We start from the raw sequence: 13,925 nt of genomic DNA on the forward strand, positions 1-13,925 counted from the left end.
ACGGGCCCGCTCAGGGTCGGGCGGCCGCCCTGCTCACCGGCGTCCTTGCCGGGTGCTGGACGGCGGCCGGCCGTAGGTCTGCCGGTACAGGGCCGCGAAACGGCCGAGGTGGGTGAACCCCCACCGGAGTGCCACGTCCGTGACGGTCGCCGGGCTGTCCGTGCCGGCGATGTGGACCAGGTCGGCGTGGGCGTGCGCCAGCCGTACGGAGCGGAGGTAGGCCATCGGGGTGGTCTGCAGCTGCTCGCGGAAGCCGAGCTGGAGGGTGCGGACGCTGACCCTGGCGGCGGCGGCGATGTCGGCGAGAGTGATCGGCTCGCCGGCGTGGTCCTCGCAGTAGCGGATCGCCCGCCGGAGAGCGGCGGAGGTCCACGAGGCGGGGGGCCGGCCGAGCTCGTGGGAGTAGTTGTGCGGCTGGGACGAGAGCAGGGTGTGCAGCAGGAACTGCTCGAAGTGGTGCTCGGCGAGCTGCGAGGCCGAGAACGGCAGCGAACCTGCCGCGCCGATCGACGACAACATGCTGAACGTGCGGCCGAGCGCGCTGCCGGTGTCGGCCCTCGGCTCGAACCGCAACCGCTCCTTGACCGGATCACCCAGGTAGGGCTCCAGCGCCTCCTGGAGCAGTGCCGACGGGATCTGCATCACCATGACTTCGTGGTCGATGCTCCAGCGCATGTCGATCTTCTGCTGGGGGCCGATGAGGGAGATCGGCGCGGAGACGTCCTCCCCGTTGATCGCCACCTCGCCGGCTCCGCGCAGCGGCATGATCGCGTAGAAGTTCATCGACTCCGACGTCCCGGTGCGGATCTCTCCGCCGTAGGACGCGGTGTAGAGCGTGGCCTTTCCCGTGTGGAGCAACTGGTAGCGAGCGCCGCTCGGATGGGGCTTGATGATGTGCAGGAAGTACGACGGGTACTGCTGCTCCAGCAATTCTCGTAACTGGTCGACCTCCGCGGCGACGGCCGGATATTTTATCGATAAGCCCGCGGCGCATTCTCGTTCCGGTGCATTGACATTTTTCACCGCATCACGCTCCCTGCACACTCTGGCAACTCTTCCTCCTGCGGTCAGCAGGCTAGCGACAGGCGGCGATACTGTAAACGCGGATCCGGACAGTTCCAAGTACTTGTAAATAATTCACGCCTGAGCGGATACGCGGATAAACTCGGATCTCGGCCCGCGGGTCCCTGGTGCCAGAGGCCGCCTTCGCAGGCTGCGTCATGCCATGGCGACCCAGTCGTCAGGGCGGCGGCGGGCGTCCGGACTCCGGGTCGCACTGAGACTCGCGGCGACCACCACCTTTCACACACCAGCAGATGAGTATTCGCGCCCTGCGCCAGCAGGCTACTGCGATATCGGTTGCCGGACGCCCACTCATGCTTCCCGACGGCCACCATTTCCTGAGCCGCTGGAGCACGACCCTGTTTGCCGAGAAGGCGTAATCCGAGATCGGGAAATTTCATTCCAGGCGCGCGCTAAAAGGGGGGCGACGATGGCGAGGGGACAAGGGCGGCGAGCCTGTCCAGAGGTTCATGACCGTATGTCATGGTCCGAAGGTTAACGGGACGCCTCACGTCCGCGGCGGGCGGCGTTCGAGGCACCGCGAGGCGCCGCCGCACGACCCGGCCGGTGAGACGCGAGGTGGCCGGGCTGCTGGGCTGCCAGGAGGGCACGGTCAAGAGCCAGACCGCGAAGGCGCTGGCGAAGCTGCGACAGGACGAGGCGATGCTGAGGGAGCTGCGCCGGTGACCGTACAAGATCTGCGTGACGTCCTGCGGGAGCGGGCCGAGGGGCCGTCGCCCGCGAACCCGCACCGCCACGACGAGGTCCGCGCCCGCATCCGCCGGCGCCGGCTGCGCAGGCGGGCGATGGCGGGCGGGGCGGTGTCGGTGTCGTCGGCGATGGCCGCCGTCGTGCTGATCGTCGCCCTGCTTCCCGGTACGCCCGAGGAGCCGCCACCCGCGACGACGGTGACCGCCGAGCCCGCGTCCGGCCTGCCCGAGCGCTACACCGCCCCCGACGGCACCGTCTACCGCCGGCTGGCCACGACCAGGCTCGTCGCGTCGGGCGTGAAGACCTCGGTCACGACCCCGGTCTCCGGAGAGCCGCTGGACGTCGCGGCGCGGTGCGACGGCGAGGCCGGCGCGTCGCCACGGGTCCTGGTGAACGGCAGGAACACGGGCCCGCGCGGTTTCTCACCGTGCCCCGAGGACATGGAGCTGCGGCCGCTGATCGTGCCGAAGGACGCCAAGGAGGTCGCGGTCACGTTCGACCGGACCACCTCCGGCGGGGGCTGCGTCATGCGGACCAGGAACGGGCCGTGCGAGCCGGTCGAGCCCCGGCGGTCCGACTGGGACCTCGCCGTCTACGAGTGGATCCCGCCCGCCAGGACGGTCACCCCCGAGTCGGTCAGGGCGATGCCCGAGCGGCCGGCCGGCAAGAGGATGGTCGCCCAGTTCAGGGGTACCTGGCCGGGCGAGTCGAAGATCGAGATGCAGGTGGTGGGCACCGGCGACCCCATCGGCATCGACCAGATCTGCTCGGGCGAGCTGGCCGGACGCATGTGGTTCGAATATCAGGTCGGCGACGAGGAGTCGCCCACGCGCTCGGGCTGCGGCGTCTGGAAGGAGGGCCCGTTCCCGACGGCGATGGAGGAGTTCGCGGTCCCCAAGGGCAAGCGGGTCACCGTCACGGGCCGGGTGGGGTTCTGGGGCGAGTCCACCAACCGGCCGGTGAAGTGGGCCATCGGCGTCTACCGGAAGTAGCCCTCGGCGTCACGATCCGTCAGCCGCCGTCGCGCAGGCGGGCGACCAGCGCCGTCACCGAGTCGAGCCGGTGCGGGCCGACCCGCCGGCCGCCGGACGCCCGCGCCTCGACCGTGACCTCGGCGTCGACCTCGGCGTCGACCTCGGCGTCTCGCTCGCTGACGCGGTACCCGGCGCGCTCCACCGCGTGGACGGTCCAGGAGAGCAGGTCGGGCGGACAACCGGGCGGCGCCGTGACACGGGCGGTGGCCGCCTGGCCGGTGTCCCAGGTGAACGTGCCAGTTCGCGGGTCGAACGTGGCGGCGTCGCCAGCTCCTGCGCCGGCTGGCCACCCACGGGCCGGCCAACGGCGCGACCCACTGGATCGGGGTCGACCGGGAGGCCGCGATGGTCGGGGCCGCCCGCGAGCACTGCGCCGGTCTCGGCAACGTCGAGGTCGTGGCGGGCGACCTCACCGAGATCGCCTTCCAGCAGTGTGACTTCGTGGTCGCGTACCTGACCATGCACTTCCTGCCGCCGGGGCTGCGGCGGCAGGTGCCGCGCCGGATCTGCCAGGGCGCTGCGTCCCGGCGGGGCCTTCTTCATGTTCGACAAGGTCCTGGCGCCCGGCGCCCGGCTCGAGGATCTGATCACGACGCTGCACTACCGGCGATCCTGAAATATCTCGCCTTCGAGGGCTTCATCGCGATCACGTAGCCGCGGGCTTCTCTCGGGTGCCTGGCGTTGAACTTGACTCCGGCGACGCTTCCCAGGACACTCCCGGAAATGAGAATCATTCCCGACAGGCCGCGGCCGAGTGCGGCGGATCGGCCGGTCCTGGGGAGTGACCGGCCGCGGGAGCCCGGGTTCCGGCTGCCGTGGGCGTTCATCGTCCTCGTGGCCCTGCTGGTGGCGGGACGGTTCCTGCTCGCGCCGCACCTGACGCATCCCGCGCTGCGGACCTGGGCGACCGTGTTCGTGGCGGTGTGCGTGCAGGCGCTGCCGTTCCTGGTGGTGGGCGTGGCGCTGTCGGCGGCCATCACCGCGTTCGTGCCCGCCTCATTCTGGACGAGGGCGCTGCCCCGGCGGACCTCCGCGGCGGTCCCGGTGGCGGGTCTGGCGGGGGCGGTGCTGCCCGGCTGCGAGTGCGCGTCGGTGCCGGTAGCCTCCGGGCTGATGGCGCGCGGTGTGGCGCCGCCGGCGGCGCTGGCGTTCCTGCTGGCCTCCCCGGCGATCAACCCGGTGGTGCTGGTGGCCACCGCGGTGGCCTTTCCCGACGACCTGTCGATGGTGGTGGCCAGGTTCGCCGCCTCACTGGCGGTGGCCGTGCTGGCCGGCTGGATCTGGGCCCGGTTCGGGCGCGCCGCGTGGCTGCCGGCGCCCCGCCGCACCGTGGGGACCCGCGCGGGCAGGGGGAGCGTCTTCGTGGACACGATGCGTCATGACCTGCTGCACGCCGGCGGGTTCCTGGTGGCCGGCGCGCTGGCCGCGGCGACGCTGAACGTGGTGATCCCACGTGACTGGCTGACGGCGGTGGCCGGGGTGCCCGTCGTGTCCGTGCTGGTGCTGGCGTTCCTCGCCGTGCTGCTGTCGATCTGTTCCGAGGCCGACGCGTTCGTGGCGGCGTCGTTCACCGCGTTCTCCCCCACCGCCAAGCTGGCGTTCCTGGTGGTCGGGCCGATGGTGGACCTGAAGCTCATCGCCCTGCAGGCGGGCACCTTCGGCCGGGCCTTCACCGCGCGGTTCGCGCCGCTCACGCTGGTCCTCGCGATCGGGTTCAGCTTCGTCGCCGGCTGGGCGCTGCCGTGAGCCGTCAGGCGCAGGGCGCCGTGCTGCTGATCCTGGGCGCGACGGTGCTGAGCGTCTCCGCGTTCTCCACGACGTACCTCAACTACGTCAGGCCGGGGTTCCGGCCGCCGCTCGTGGCGGCCGGAACGGTGCTGGTGCTGCTCGGCCTGCTGTCCGTCGTCGCCGACGTGCTGGACCGGCCCGGTGGCGCCGATCACCACGGCACGCGGGTGGCGTGGCTGCTGGCCGTTCCGGCGTTCGTCATCGTGCTGATCGCTCCGCCCGCGCTCGGCGCCTTCGCGGCCAGGCGCGACGACGGCCCGCCGGCGCCCGTCCGGGCGGAGGGCTATCGGCTGCTGGCGGGAGGCGAGGTGACCGAGCTGACGCTGGGCGAGTTCATCGGGCGCGCGTACGCCCGGCCGGGGCCGTCGCTCGCCGGCCGGAAGGTCCGGTTGGTCGGTTTCACCGTACGGGCCGGGGACGGCGGAGGCTGGTATCTGACCCGGATGCGGATCGGCTGCTGCGCCGCCGACGCGCTCGCCCTGGAGGTCGCCGTCCAGGGGGCGGCCGCCCCGCCGGAGGACGCGTGGGTGGCGGTCACGGGCACCTGGGTTCCGTGGCCGGACGGGGTGCCGGACGACTACGTGGTTCCGGCCCTGGCCGCGACCGCCGTGACCCCCGTCGGGCGGCCGGCGGAGCCGTACGAGTAGGGGTGCCGTCCAGGAGCCCGCGGTGCGGGCCGGGTGGACATCACCCAGCATGGAGGAAGTCCTCCGTCGGGTTGACGAGCGCGCGGGTGACGGGATGGGACGGGGTGCGGAGCACCTGATCCGCTGGGCCGTGCTCGATCAGGCGGCCCTCGTGAACGACCGCGATCCGGTCGGCGAGCCGCGCGGCCATGGGCAGGTCGTGGCTGATGACGATCAGGGTCACGTCGAGGCCGGTGAGCAGGCCGAGGACCTCCGCCTCGGTGATGGGATCGAGCCCGGAGGTGATCTCGTCACAGATCAGCACCTCCGGATGGGCGAGCAGGGCGCGGGCCAGGGCGGCGCGCTGCGACTCGCCCCCGGACAGCCGCTCCGGGAGGCGCCGTGCGATCTCGTGGCTCAGCCCGAGCGAGGCCATGGTCGCGAAGGCGTCCTCGCGCGCGGCGGGCGCGGTCGATCCGCGCAGCCGTACCGCGGTCCTGGCGACCTGCTCCACCACGGGCCGCCGAGGGTCGAACGAGGCGCGGGCGTCTTGGGGGACGTACTGCAGCCGCGCCAGGTCGGCGCGGCCGCGGCGGCCGGAGGGCGGTAGCGGGCGGCCGTCCAGCCGTACGCTCCCGGAGGTCCAGGCGCGCAGCCCGGCGACGCAGCGGGCGAGCGTCGTCTTCCCGCTGCCGGAGCGACCGACGACGGCCAGCCGTTCGCCGCGGGCGACGTCGAGCGTCACCTCGCGCAGGACCTCCGTTCCGAGACCGGCGACGGTCAGGATCGGGTGCGGTTTCCTGCGGGTTTCGGCCACGTGGGGTCGCGCGCTGACCAGCGCCTTTGCGTACTCGCTGCGTGGCGTGTCCAGCACCGCCGGCCCGGACTCCACGACCCGCCCGTCCTTGAGCACGACGACCTGGTCGGCCAGCTCCCGCACCAGGTCGAGGTCATGGCTGAGCAGGACGACGGCGACATTGAGTGAGACGAGCTCGGCGGCCACCTCGGCCCGGGTGATGGCGTCCTGGCCGGTGGTGGGTTCGTCGGCGACGATGACGGACGGGCCGGCCAGCAGCGTGTGCGCCAGGACGAGCCGCTGCTGCTGCCCGCCTGACAACTGGTGCGGGAAGCGGCGCAGAAAGCTTCGCTCCTCGGGGAGCCGCGCCTTGCGCAGGGCGTCGGGGACGCTCGTGCCGTGCCGCGCCGCGATCTGGCGGAGCACCGCGCCGATCCGCAGCACCGGGTTGAGCACGGCGGAAGGGTGCTGCGGGATGAAGCCGACGGTCCCGGGCGCCGGGGGCCGCCCGGGTGTGACCTGGTGCCCGGCCACGGCGATCCGGCCGGTGACCCCGGCTCCGGCCGGGTGCTCGCCGAGCAGCGCGAGCGCGGTGGTCGTTTTGCCGCTCCCCGAAGCGCCGACCAGGGCCAGCGTCTGGGCGGCGGGCAGGGCGAAGCCGACTCCGTCCACCAGGATCCGGCCGGGGACGGAGACCGTCAGCCGGTCAACTTCGATCATGATCTGCCTTCTTCGGCACGCGGTCCAGGGTGAGGTTCAGCCCGACCGCCAGCATGACGATCAGCAGTGCGGGGGCGAGGACCGCCCACGCGTTGAGGAAGAGGCCGCCCCGGTTGCGGTCGACCATGACCGCCCAGTCGGCGGCGTCCGGCGGCACCCCGACGCCGAGGAAGCTCACGGCGGCGATGAGGTACATCGATCCGGTCAGCCGGGTACCGGCGTCGGTGGCGAGCACGCGGGCCATGGCGGGCGCGACGAACCCGGTGGCGATCCGCCACGGGTTCTCGCCCTGCATCCGCATGGCCTCCACGGCCGGCCGGGAGCCGATCTCCAGCGCGCAGGCGCGGACCAGGCGGGCGATGTCGGGCAGATGGACCAGCATGACGATCCAGACGAGCGCTCCGCCGGGAGCCAGCGTCGCCACCACCAGGAGCAGCAACAGCGACGGCACCGCCATGAGGACGTCGAGCGGGCGCATCAGGGCTTCGTCGACCAGCCGGGGCGTCGTCGCCGCGGCCAGGCCCCAAGCGGCGCCCAGCAGGTAGGCGCCGCCGGTGGCGAGCACGGCCGTCAGCACCAGACCCTGTCCGCCCAGGAGCACCTGGTGCCACACGTCGCGGCCGACGAAGTCGGTGCCGAGCAGGCCGGAATCGGCGAACGGCGCACCGCGGCCGAGGTCGCCGGGAACGAGCCACGGCCCCACGAGGGCGATGGACAAGGGCACGCCGAGCAGCAGAAACCTCATGCGCGTGGGGCCAATCGGAAGGCGGCGACGTCGGCGAGCAGGTTGACCAGGACGGTCGTGGCGGCGAACAGCAGCGCGAGTCCTTGCAGGACCGGCAGGTCCCGGTGGCCGACCGCGTCGGCCAGGGTGCCGCCCAGCCCGGGGATGACGAAGACGGCCTCCACCACGATGACGCCGCCGAGCAGCCAGTCGACGGTCCTGGTCAGGTGCTGTACGGCCGGCGCGAGCGCGTTGGGCAGCGCGTGCGCGAACCAGTTGAGGCCCAGACGCCGGGCGTGTCTCACGTACGGGGACGCCAGCACGTCGATCATCGTGGAGCGGACCAGCCGCCCGGTGGAGCAGACGGGACGGACCAGCAGCACCGTCACGGGCAGCACCAGGGCCGCGGCGGTGAGGCCGCCGAGCCCGGTCGGCGGCAACCACGCCAGCGTCACGCCGAAGATCGTCACCAGGACGATGGCCAGCGCGAACTCCGGAACCGCGTAGAGCGCGGTGCTCGCCGCGGACAGCGCCCGGTCGAGCCGGCTCCCTTCCCGCAGCGCGGCGGCCACGCCGAGCAGGATCGACAGCGGCACCAGCAGGAGCACGGTGAGCCCGGCCAGCACGGCGGTGGGAGCCAGCGCGTCCAGCACGATCTCGGCGACCGGGCGGCCGGAGACGAGTGAGGCGCCGAAGTCGCCGCGCGTCAGGCCGGCGGCCCAGGCGGCGAAGCGCTCGGCGAAGAGGCGGTCCAGGCCGAGCTCGGTGCGGATCCGCTCGATCCGCGCCGGGTCCGGCTGGTCACCGGCCAGCGTCACCGCGGCGTCGCCGGGCAGTGCCTCCGCCATCACGAACACCAGGCAGGCGACGCCGGCGATCTGCGGGAGGCCCATGGCGAGCCGGCGGGCGGCGTAGCGGGTCAGGTTCAAGCCAGCTTCACCTTGTCGAACCGGGCCCAGTCCAGGGTGTTCGCGGGCGCCGCCCGCACGCCGCTCAGCTTCGGCGACGTCGCGACGATCCAGTCGGCGAATCCCCACACCAGCAGCCCGCCCTCGGCGTGCAGCATCTGCTGGAGCTTCAGGTAGGCGCTCTCCCGGTCTGCGGCGTCGCGCGCCGAGACGGCCGTCTCGTACAGTGCGTCGAACTCCGGCCGCGCCCACTTCGTGGTGTTGGTCGTCGAGGTGGACAGGAGCCTCTGGGCGATGTGCGTCTCGATCGGCATGGCACCGGAGCGGAAGCTGGCGATGGATCCCTGGGTGAGGATGTCCGCCCAGTAGGTGTCCTTGCTGCCGTTGCGGATCTCGGCCTTCAGCCCGGCGGCGCGCAGCTGCTCGGCGAAGACGGTGGCGGCCTCGACGAAGCCGGCCGCGGCTGTCGAGGTGGTCAGCTCGATGGTGCGTCCTTCGGCTCCCGCCTTCCTGATCAACGCCTTGGCCTTGTCGACGTCGAGCGTGCGCTGCGGGATGTCGGAGGCGTAATGCAGGTAGCCCTTGCCGAACAGGTCGTTGCCGATCTGCCCGGCTCCGGGCATGACGGTGTCGACGAGTTGCTGCCGGTCGGTGAGCAGGAACAGGGCCTCGCGCAGATCCTTGTCGTCGAACGGGGCGCGGTCCACCTTCATGGCGAAGGCCTGCATCGCGCTGTTGGGGGCGCGGACGATCGTGACGCGGCCCTCGTGCTGCCGGGCGGTGGCGGGGGTGAGGTCGTGCGCGTACTCGACCTGCCCGCCCAGGAGCGCGTTGACCCGCGCTGACTCCTCGTTGGCGATGAGGAACTCCAGTTCGTCGATGTACGGCGCGCCCTCCCAGTAGTCCGGGTTGCGCTTGAGCAGCACGGAACGGCCCGGCTGCCAGGACACGAAGGAGAACGGGCCCGAGCCGACCGGCTTGCTGAAGTCCGTGGCCCCCTCGGGGACGATGGAGGTGCCGAACGCCGCCAGCACGTTGGGCAGCTCGGCGAACGGCCGCCTGAGGCGGAACTCGACCGTGAGGTCGTCGACGGCCCGGCTGTTGGGCAGGTCGATGAGCGCGAGACTGGACCTGGCGCGGAACGTCCTGCCCGGATCCGCGATCCTGGCGTAGCTGGCCAGGACGTCCCGGGCCCGCACCGGCCGCCCGTCGTGAAACAGCGCCTGCCGCAGGGTGATGCGCCAGACGGTGAAGTCGGCGTTCGGCTCCCACTTCTCGGCCAGGCGGGGCTGCGGCGAGACGTCCTGGCCGAGGTCGGCGAGCTTGTCGTAGAGGGCCTTGGCGCGGGCGGCCTCGACGAACAGATTGGCCAGGTGCGGGTCCAGCACCTCCGTGGCGCCACCGCCGGCGAACGCGGCGCGCAGCCTCCCCCCGGAACCGCCGGAGGAGGTGGTGGCGGTGCCGCATCCGGCGAGCAGGGCGGCACCGGCGGTCAGGCCGAGAAAACCGCGGCGGGTGGGGTGGTCGTGCATGGTGTGAGTCCTTTGCGAGCACGGGTGACAGGGGTCGGCCGGCGGACAGGGCGAGCCGTCGCGCGGTTTCGTTCGGGGTTGTGGCGGGTCGTGCGTGCGGGTGTTCACGCCGGTGCCGCCGTACGCCGGTCGTGGGTACGGGTGTTCACGCCGGTGCCGCCGTACGCCGCTCCTGGACCAGCACGAGCGTCGCGCAGGCCAGCCCGATGACGGCGCACACCGCGGCCCCGGCCGTGCCCACCCAGCCGATCAGCGCGGTGCTCGCGGCGGCCACCACCCCGGAGACCAGGTAGAACATGCCGAAGTAGGTGCCGGTCAGCGACTCGCCGCCGAACCGGCTGATCCGCTCGTACACGAACGGCTGCGCCATCATCACGCCGAAGGCCAGGGCCAGGACCGCCACCAGCACCGGGCCGAGCCCCGGCAGCGCGGCGGGCGCGAGGAACCCGGCGCCCATCACGGCCAGTCCCAGCGACATCGCGCGGCCGGGGCTCGTCGCCGCCTCCAGGCGCTTGGTGATCCGGACCTGGAAGAGCAGGGTCGCCACGGTGGACACCAGGAACAGCAGGGCCACCGAGCTCGGCATGCCGGTCGCCTGCTCGGCGGCCAGTGGCAGCACCAGGTAGAGCTGGTTCTGCAGCGCGAACATGCCGCTGAGGGCCAGGGTGAAGGCGAGGAATCGCCGGTCGGTCAGGCAGCGCCGCCAGTCGCCCAGCACCGAGGCGCCGCTGGGCGGCACTTCGCGCGCGGGCAGGACGAGTGTCTGCGCGAGGGTCAGCACCGCGAATATCGCCGCGGCGGTGAGGGCGGCGGCCCGGAAGTCCACCAGCAGCAGCACGCCGCCCAGCAGCGGCCCGCACAACGCGCCCGCCTGGGCGAACACGTTGAACAGCGCGAAGGTCTTGGCCCCGCCGGGAGCATCGGCCGCGATGTACGCGCGAACGGCCGGGTTGAACAGGGCGCCGGCCAGCCCGCTGAGTACGGCGGCCGCCAGCAGCAGCGGCACCGTGACCCCGAACGCGAACAGAGCGAATCCGACGGTGCGCAGCGCGCATCCGGCGATGATCACCCGGCGGGCCCCGAGGCGGTCGGCGGCCGAACCTCCGACGAGGAACATCCCTTGCTGGCTGAGGTTGCGCACCCCCAGGACGACACCCGTCGCCGCGACGGACAGGCCCAGGTCTTGGGTGAGATGGCCGGCGAGGTAAGGAACCAGCAGGTAGAAGCCGGTGTTGACGCCGAACTGGTTGACCAGCAGCAGCCGCACGGCCCAGGAGAGCTCCCTCACGCCGTCCCCGCCCTGAGCGCGGGCTCACTGATCACCACCCGTGCCGTCTGATCACCAACGGATGACATGTCACCTCTTTCATCGATGATGACAATGGTTATCATTTGCCACATAAGCCATGCAAACGCGACTTCCTTGGAGAGGCCAGGCGAACGGGGTTGTACCGGTGAATCGGGTCGCGCAGAACCTGCCGCTCCTCCTGCTCGGCGAGGCGACGTTGCGGATCTCCGCCTTCTCCGCGAACTTCGCCAACTACGTCAAGCCGGGATTCCGGCCGCCCGTGGTGGCGGCGGGGCGTGGTGCCGGCCGCCCTGGCCGTGGCCGGCCTGGCTCTGGACCGCCGGCGGAGCAGGAGCGCGGCGCGCGAAAGGGAGGCTCATCGCGTTCGCGACTGACCGTGGGTAGGGGTGACCGGCACCTGGATCCCACGGAAGTCCCGAGACACGGACGCCTACGCCCCACCCAAGATGACCGCTTCCCGGGTGGAGCGGACGGACGTACCGGACGGACCGTACGAATGAGCCCGGCTGAGCGATCAGGTGCCGCGGGGCCCATCGAGCCCCGCGGTCCCGATCAGCTCGTCCGAGGCGTGATCAACCCGCGCCGGTAGGCGCGGACGAGACGGCGCGGGACGAGCAGCCGCCTGCCATCGACGGTGATCGGAACGAGCTCCGGGACGGCGGCCTTCCACTGGCTGCGGCGGTGCCGGGTGTTACTGCGGGAGGTTTTGCGCTTGGGCACGGCCACGGCTACCAGCTCGCCTTCGTGATGCCGGGCAGCTCGCCGCGGTGCGCCATCTCCCTGAAGCGCACCCGGGACAGCCCGAACTTGGTCAGATGCCCGCGGGGACGGCCGTCGACGGAGTCACGGTTGCGCACCCGGGTGGCGCTGGCGTCACGCGGCTGGCGGGCCAGCTCGCGCACGGCGTCCGCACGCTCCTGGGGTGCGCCGGTGCGGATGATCTCCTTCAGCTCGGCGCGCCGCACGGCGTGACGGGCGACGACGGCCTTGCGCCGCTCGTTGGCGGCGATCTTGCTCTTCTTCGCCATCAGATTCGCTCCCCCCTGGCGCGGATCCGCGCGACGGCCGCCTCGACGCCGATCTTGTCGACCGTCCTGATCGCACGGGCGCTGAGCGTGAGCCGGACGTAGCGGTCCTCGCCGGGCATCCAGTAGCGGCGCTGCTGGATGTTGGGGTTCCAGCGGCGGCGGGTGCGGCGGTGGGAGTGGGAGACGTTGTTGCCGAACACCGGCTTGACGCCGGTGAGCTGACAGACCTTCATCGCTCCTCCCTGAACAGGACGTGCCGCCGCAGGGTCGGGTCGTACTTGCGGAGGGTGAGCCGGTCGGGGTCGTTGCGCCGGTTCTTGGTCGTCACGTACGTGTAGCCGGTGCCGGCCGTGGACTTGAGTCTGATCACGGGTCGCACCTCGTTTCTTGCCAAAGCGGTTCCTTTCGGCGTGCGATACTGTGCCAGCATAACGACAATGATTTTCATTCCGCCACTGGGAGGCTCGATGTCCACCCCTGTCGTCCTCGTCGCCGGCCTGCATCGCGCGGCCCGCACCGCCGCCGTCGACGAGTTGCTGGCCCGCTGTCCCGGCTCCGTCGCCGTGCACCACGATCTCGCCGAGATCACCCGTGGCCGCGTACGGCGTATCGTCCGCGACGGCGGGAACGTGCTGGAGACGGCCGACGTGCGTCTCGCCCACGGCTGCGTGAGCTGCACCCTCCGCGAGGACCTGCTCCCCCGGCTCGTTCTGCTGGCGCCCGGCGCGTCACTGCTGATCGTGGACCTGTGGGACGCGGTCGAGCCGCGCTCGGTCGCCGAGGCGATCGACGGCGCCGAAGTGCGGGAGGGCCTGCGGCTCACCGCCGTGCTCACCGCGCTGGACGCCGGCGACCTGCCCGGCGACCTCACCCGCGGCGAACGCCTGCGCGAGCTCGGCCGGCCCGCGGCCGCGAGTGACCGGCGCTACCTGGCCGAGGTGCTGGCCAGGCAGGTCGAGTACGCCACCGGACTGGTCCTGCACGGCGGGGACGAGGACGACCACGAGCTGTCGCTGCGGGTGCTCACCCACCTCGCCCCGCTCACCCCGGTGCACGGCGTGGCGGACCTGCCGGCGGTCACCGGCCCGGCCCTGTGCCCGGCCGAGCTGGCCGAACGCGTGGACCCCGCCACGGCCCGCCTGCCCGCCGACGCCACGACCGAGGAGATCGTCACGACGGTCTGGCGCAGCCGCCGCCCGCTGCATCCCGGCCGCCTCTTCGAGGCCGTGGACGAGCTGGTCACCGAGTCCGTACGCTCCCGTGGCCGGTTCTGGCTGGCCACCCGCCCCGGGCAGCTCCTCGCGTGGGACGCCGTCGCCGGCATCGTCTCGGTCGAGGACACCGGCCCCTGGCTGGCCGCCCTGCCCGAGGCCGCCTGGGACCTCGTCTCCCCCGCCCGCCGCGCGGCGGCCGCCCTCGACTGGGATCCCGAGCACGGCGACCGGCTCCAGCACCTGGTCTTCACCGGCCCCGACCTCGACGCCGAGCGTCTGCACGACCTGCTCGACTCCTGCCTGCTGGCCGACGGTGAAAGCCCTGGCCACGACGACCCGTTCGCGCCCATCCTCGACCTCAAGGAGATCGCGTGAAGCCCTGGCGCATAACCGAGCGCCCACCCCCGGTCTTCTGCGGGGGGTGGGCGCGGGGTCGTAGAGGTTACTTGAGCCAGGGGGTGCGCTGGACGATG

16 protein-coding genes are annotated in these 13,925 nt (G+C 72.2%); 5 read left to right on the top strand and 11 right to left on the bottom strand.

Going from position 1 to position 13,925, the window contains the following annotated elements:
* Nucleotides 1–33: 33 nt before the first annotated feature.
* Nucleotides 34–930 carry an AraC family transcriptional regulator gene (locus ABFX54_RS28180; RefSeq protein ID WP_346109569.1) on the bottom strand — a complete coding sequence of 299 codons (897 nt, stop codon included), beginning with the start codon at nt 928–930 and terminating at the stop codon, nt 34–36.
* 815 nt (nt 931–1,745) lie between these two features.
* Between ABFX54_RS28180 and ABFX54_RS28185 the strand changes: the two genes are divergently transcribed.
* On the top strand, nt 1,746–2,765 hold the full coding sequence (locus tag ABFX54_RS28185) for a hypothetical protein (protein ID WP_346109570.1): 1,020 nt from the start codon (nt 1,746–1,748) through the stop codon (nt 2,763–2,765).
* Between the two features lie 19 nt (nt 2,766–2,784).
* Here the strand turns inward: ABFX54_RS28185 and ABFX54_RS28190 are convergent, their stop codons facing one another.
* A complete protein-coding gene (locus ABFX54_RS28190) occupies nt 2,785–2,949 on the bottom strand; it encodes a hypothetical protein (protein ID WP_346109571.1) in 165 nt (54 codons plus the stop codon).
* A 140-nt stretch (nt 2,950–3,089) separates the two neighbouring features.
* Here ABFX54_RS28190 and ABFX54_RS28195 point away from each other — a divergent pair, with 140 nt between their 5' ends.
* From ABFX54_RS28195 to ABFX54_RS28205, 3 genes are all read left to right on the top strand, one after another.
* Nucleotides 3,090–3,461 carry a class I SAM-dependent methyltransferase gene (locus ABFX54_RS28195; RefSeq protein ID WP_346109584.1) on the top strand — a complete coding sequence of 124 codons (372 nt, stop codon included), beginning with the start codon at nt 3,090–3,092 and terminating at the stop codon, nt 3,459–3,461.
* 69 nt (nt 3,462–3,530) lie between these two features.
* Entirely contained in the window at nt 3,531–4,553 is a 1,023-nt protein-coding gene (locus ABFX54_RS28200) for a permease (RefSeq protein WP_346109572.1), read from the top strand.
* The gene (locus tag ABFX54_RS28205) at nt 4,550–5,242 is read left to right on the top strand and encodes a TIGR03943 family putative permease subunit (protein WP_346109573.1); all 693 of its coding nucleotides are present in this window, start codon (nt 4,550–4,552) and stop codon (nt 5,240–5,242) included. The genes ABFX54_RS28200 and ABFX54_RS28205 overlap by 4 nt, the downstream gene beginning before the upstream one ends.
* A gap of 40 nt (nt 5,243–5,282) precedes the next feature.
* Here ABFX54_RS28205 and ABFX54_RS28210 read toward each other — a convergent pair whose 3' ends face one another.
* From ABFX54_RS28210 to rpmG, 9 genes are all read right to left on the bottom strand, one after another.
* On the bottom strand, nt 5,283–6,737 hold the full coding sequence (locus tag ABFX54_RS28210) for an ABC transporter ATP-binding protein (RefSeq protein WP_346109574.1): 1,455 nt from the start codon (nt 6,735–6,737) through the stop codon (nt 5,283–5,285).
* Nucleotides 6,724–7,482 carry an ABC transporter permease gene (locus ABFX54_RS28215; RefSeq protein ID WP_346109575.1) on the bottom strand — a complete coding sequence of 253 codons (759 nt, stop codon included), beginning with the start codon at nt 7,480–7,482 and terminating at the stop codon, nt 6,724–6,726. Before ABFX54_RS28215 ends, ABFX54_RS28210 begins: the two co-directional genes overlap by 14 nt.
* A complete protein-coding gene (locus tag ABFX54_RS28220; RefSeq protein ID WP_346109576.1) occupies nt 7,479–8,390 on the bottom strand; it encodes an ABC transporter permease in 912 nt (303 codons plus the stop codon). The genes ABFX54_RS28215 and ABFX54_RS28220 overlap by 4 nt, the downstream gene beginning before the upstream one ends.
* Complete coding sequence (locus ABFX54_RS28225; RefSeq protein WP_346109577.1) at nt 8,387–9,901, bottom strand: ABC transporter substrate-binding protein; 1,515 nt, start codon at nt 9,899–9,901, stop codon at nt 8,387–8,389. Before ABFX54_RS28225 ends, ABFX54_RS28220 begins: the two co-directional genes overlap by 4 nt.
* A gap of 145 nt (nt 9,902–10,046) precedes the next feature.
* A complete protein-coding gene (locus tag ABFX54_RS28230; RefSeq protein ID WP_346109578.1) occupies nt 10,047–11,189 on the bottom strand; it encodes an MFS transporter in 1,143 nt (380 codons plus the stop codon).
* 573 nt (nt 11,190–11,762) lie between these two features.
* Nucleotides 11,763–11,936 (bottom strand): 50S ribosomal protein L32, encoded by a 174-nt coding sequence (rpmF, locus tag ABFX54_RS28235; RefSeq protein WP_346109579.1) that lies wholly within the window; start codon nt 11,934–11,936, stop codon nt 11,763–11,765.
* Between the two features lie 2 nt (nt 11,937–11,938).
* Nucleotides 11,939–12,238 carry a 30S ribosomal protein S14 gene (rpsN, locus tag ABFX54_RS28240; RefSeq protein WP_346109580.1) on the bottom strand — a complete coding sequence of 100 codons (300 nt, stop codon included), beginning with the start codon at nt 12,236–12,238 and terminating at the stop codon, nt 11,939–11,941.
* Nucleotides 12,238–12,471 (bottom strand): 50S ribosomal protein L28, encoded by a 234-nt coding sequence (gene rpmB / locus ABFX54_RS28245; RefSeq protein WP_346109581.1) that lies wholly within the window; start codon nt 12,469–12,471, stop codon nt 12,238–12,240. The genes rpsN and rpmB overlap by 1 nt, the downstream gene beginning before the upstream one ends.
* Nucleotides 12,468–12,632 carry a 50S ribosomal protein L33 gene (rpmG, locus tag ABFX54_RS28250; protein ID WP_326641200.1) on the bottom strand — a complete coding sequence of 55 codons (165 nt, stop codon included), beginning with the start codon at nt 12,630–12,632 and terminating at the stop codon, nt 12,468–12,470. Before rpmG ends, rpmB begins: the two co-directional genes overlap by 4 nt.
* Before the next feature lie 73 nt (nt 12,633–12,705).
* Here rpmG and ABFX54_RS28255 point away from each other — a divergent pair, with 73 nt between their 5' ends.
* Entirely contained in the window at nt 12,706–13,827 is a 1,122-nt protein-coding gene (locus ABFX54_RS28255) for a CobW family GTP-binding protein (protein ID WP_346109582.1), read from the top strand.
* The last annotated feature ends 98 nt before the right edge of the window (nt 13,828–13,925 follow it).

This window comes from Nonomuraea maheshkhaliensis (genome assembly GCF_039529435.1).
GTDB lineage: Bacteria > Actinomycetota > Actinomycetes > Streptosporangiales > Streptosporangiaceae > Nonomuraea > Nonomuraea maheshkhaliensis.

Bases quoted from the DNA above. Each gene is read 5' to 3' on its own strand.
- ABFX54_RS28255 (WP_346109582.1), top strand. From the start codon at position 12,706: ATGTCCACCCCTGTCGTCCTCGTCGCCGGCCTGCATCGCGCGGCCCGC.
- ABFX54_RS28210 (WP_346109574.1), bottom strand. From the start codon at position 6,737: ATGATCGAAGTTGACCGGCTGACGGTCTCCGTCCCCGGCCGGATCCTG.
- rpsN (WP_346109580.1), bottom strand. From the start codon at position 12,238: ATGGCGAAGAAGAGCAAGATCGCCGCCAACGAGCGGCGCAAGGCCGTC.
- ABFX54_RS28215 (WP_346109575.1), bottom strand. From the start codon at position 7,482: ATGAGGTTTCTGCTGCTCGGCGTGCCCTTGTCCATCGCCCTCGTGGGG.
- rpmB (WP_346109581.1), bottom strand. From the start codon at position 12,471: ATGAAGGTCTGTCAGCTCACCGGCGTCAAGCCGGTGTTCGGCAACAAC.
- ABFX54_RS28200 (WP_346109572.1), top strand. From the start codon at position 3,531: ATGAGAATCATTCCCGACAGGCCGCGGCCGAGTGCGGCGGATCGGCCG.
- ABFX54_RS28225 (WP_346109577.1), bottom strand. From the start codon at position 9,901: ATGCACGACCACCCCACCCGCCGCGGTTTTCTCGGCCTGACCGCCGGT.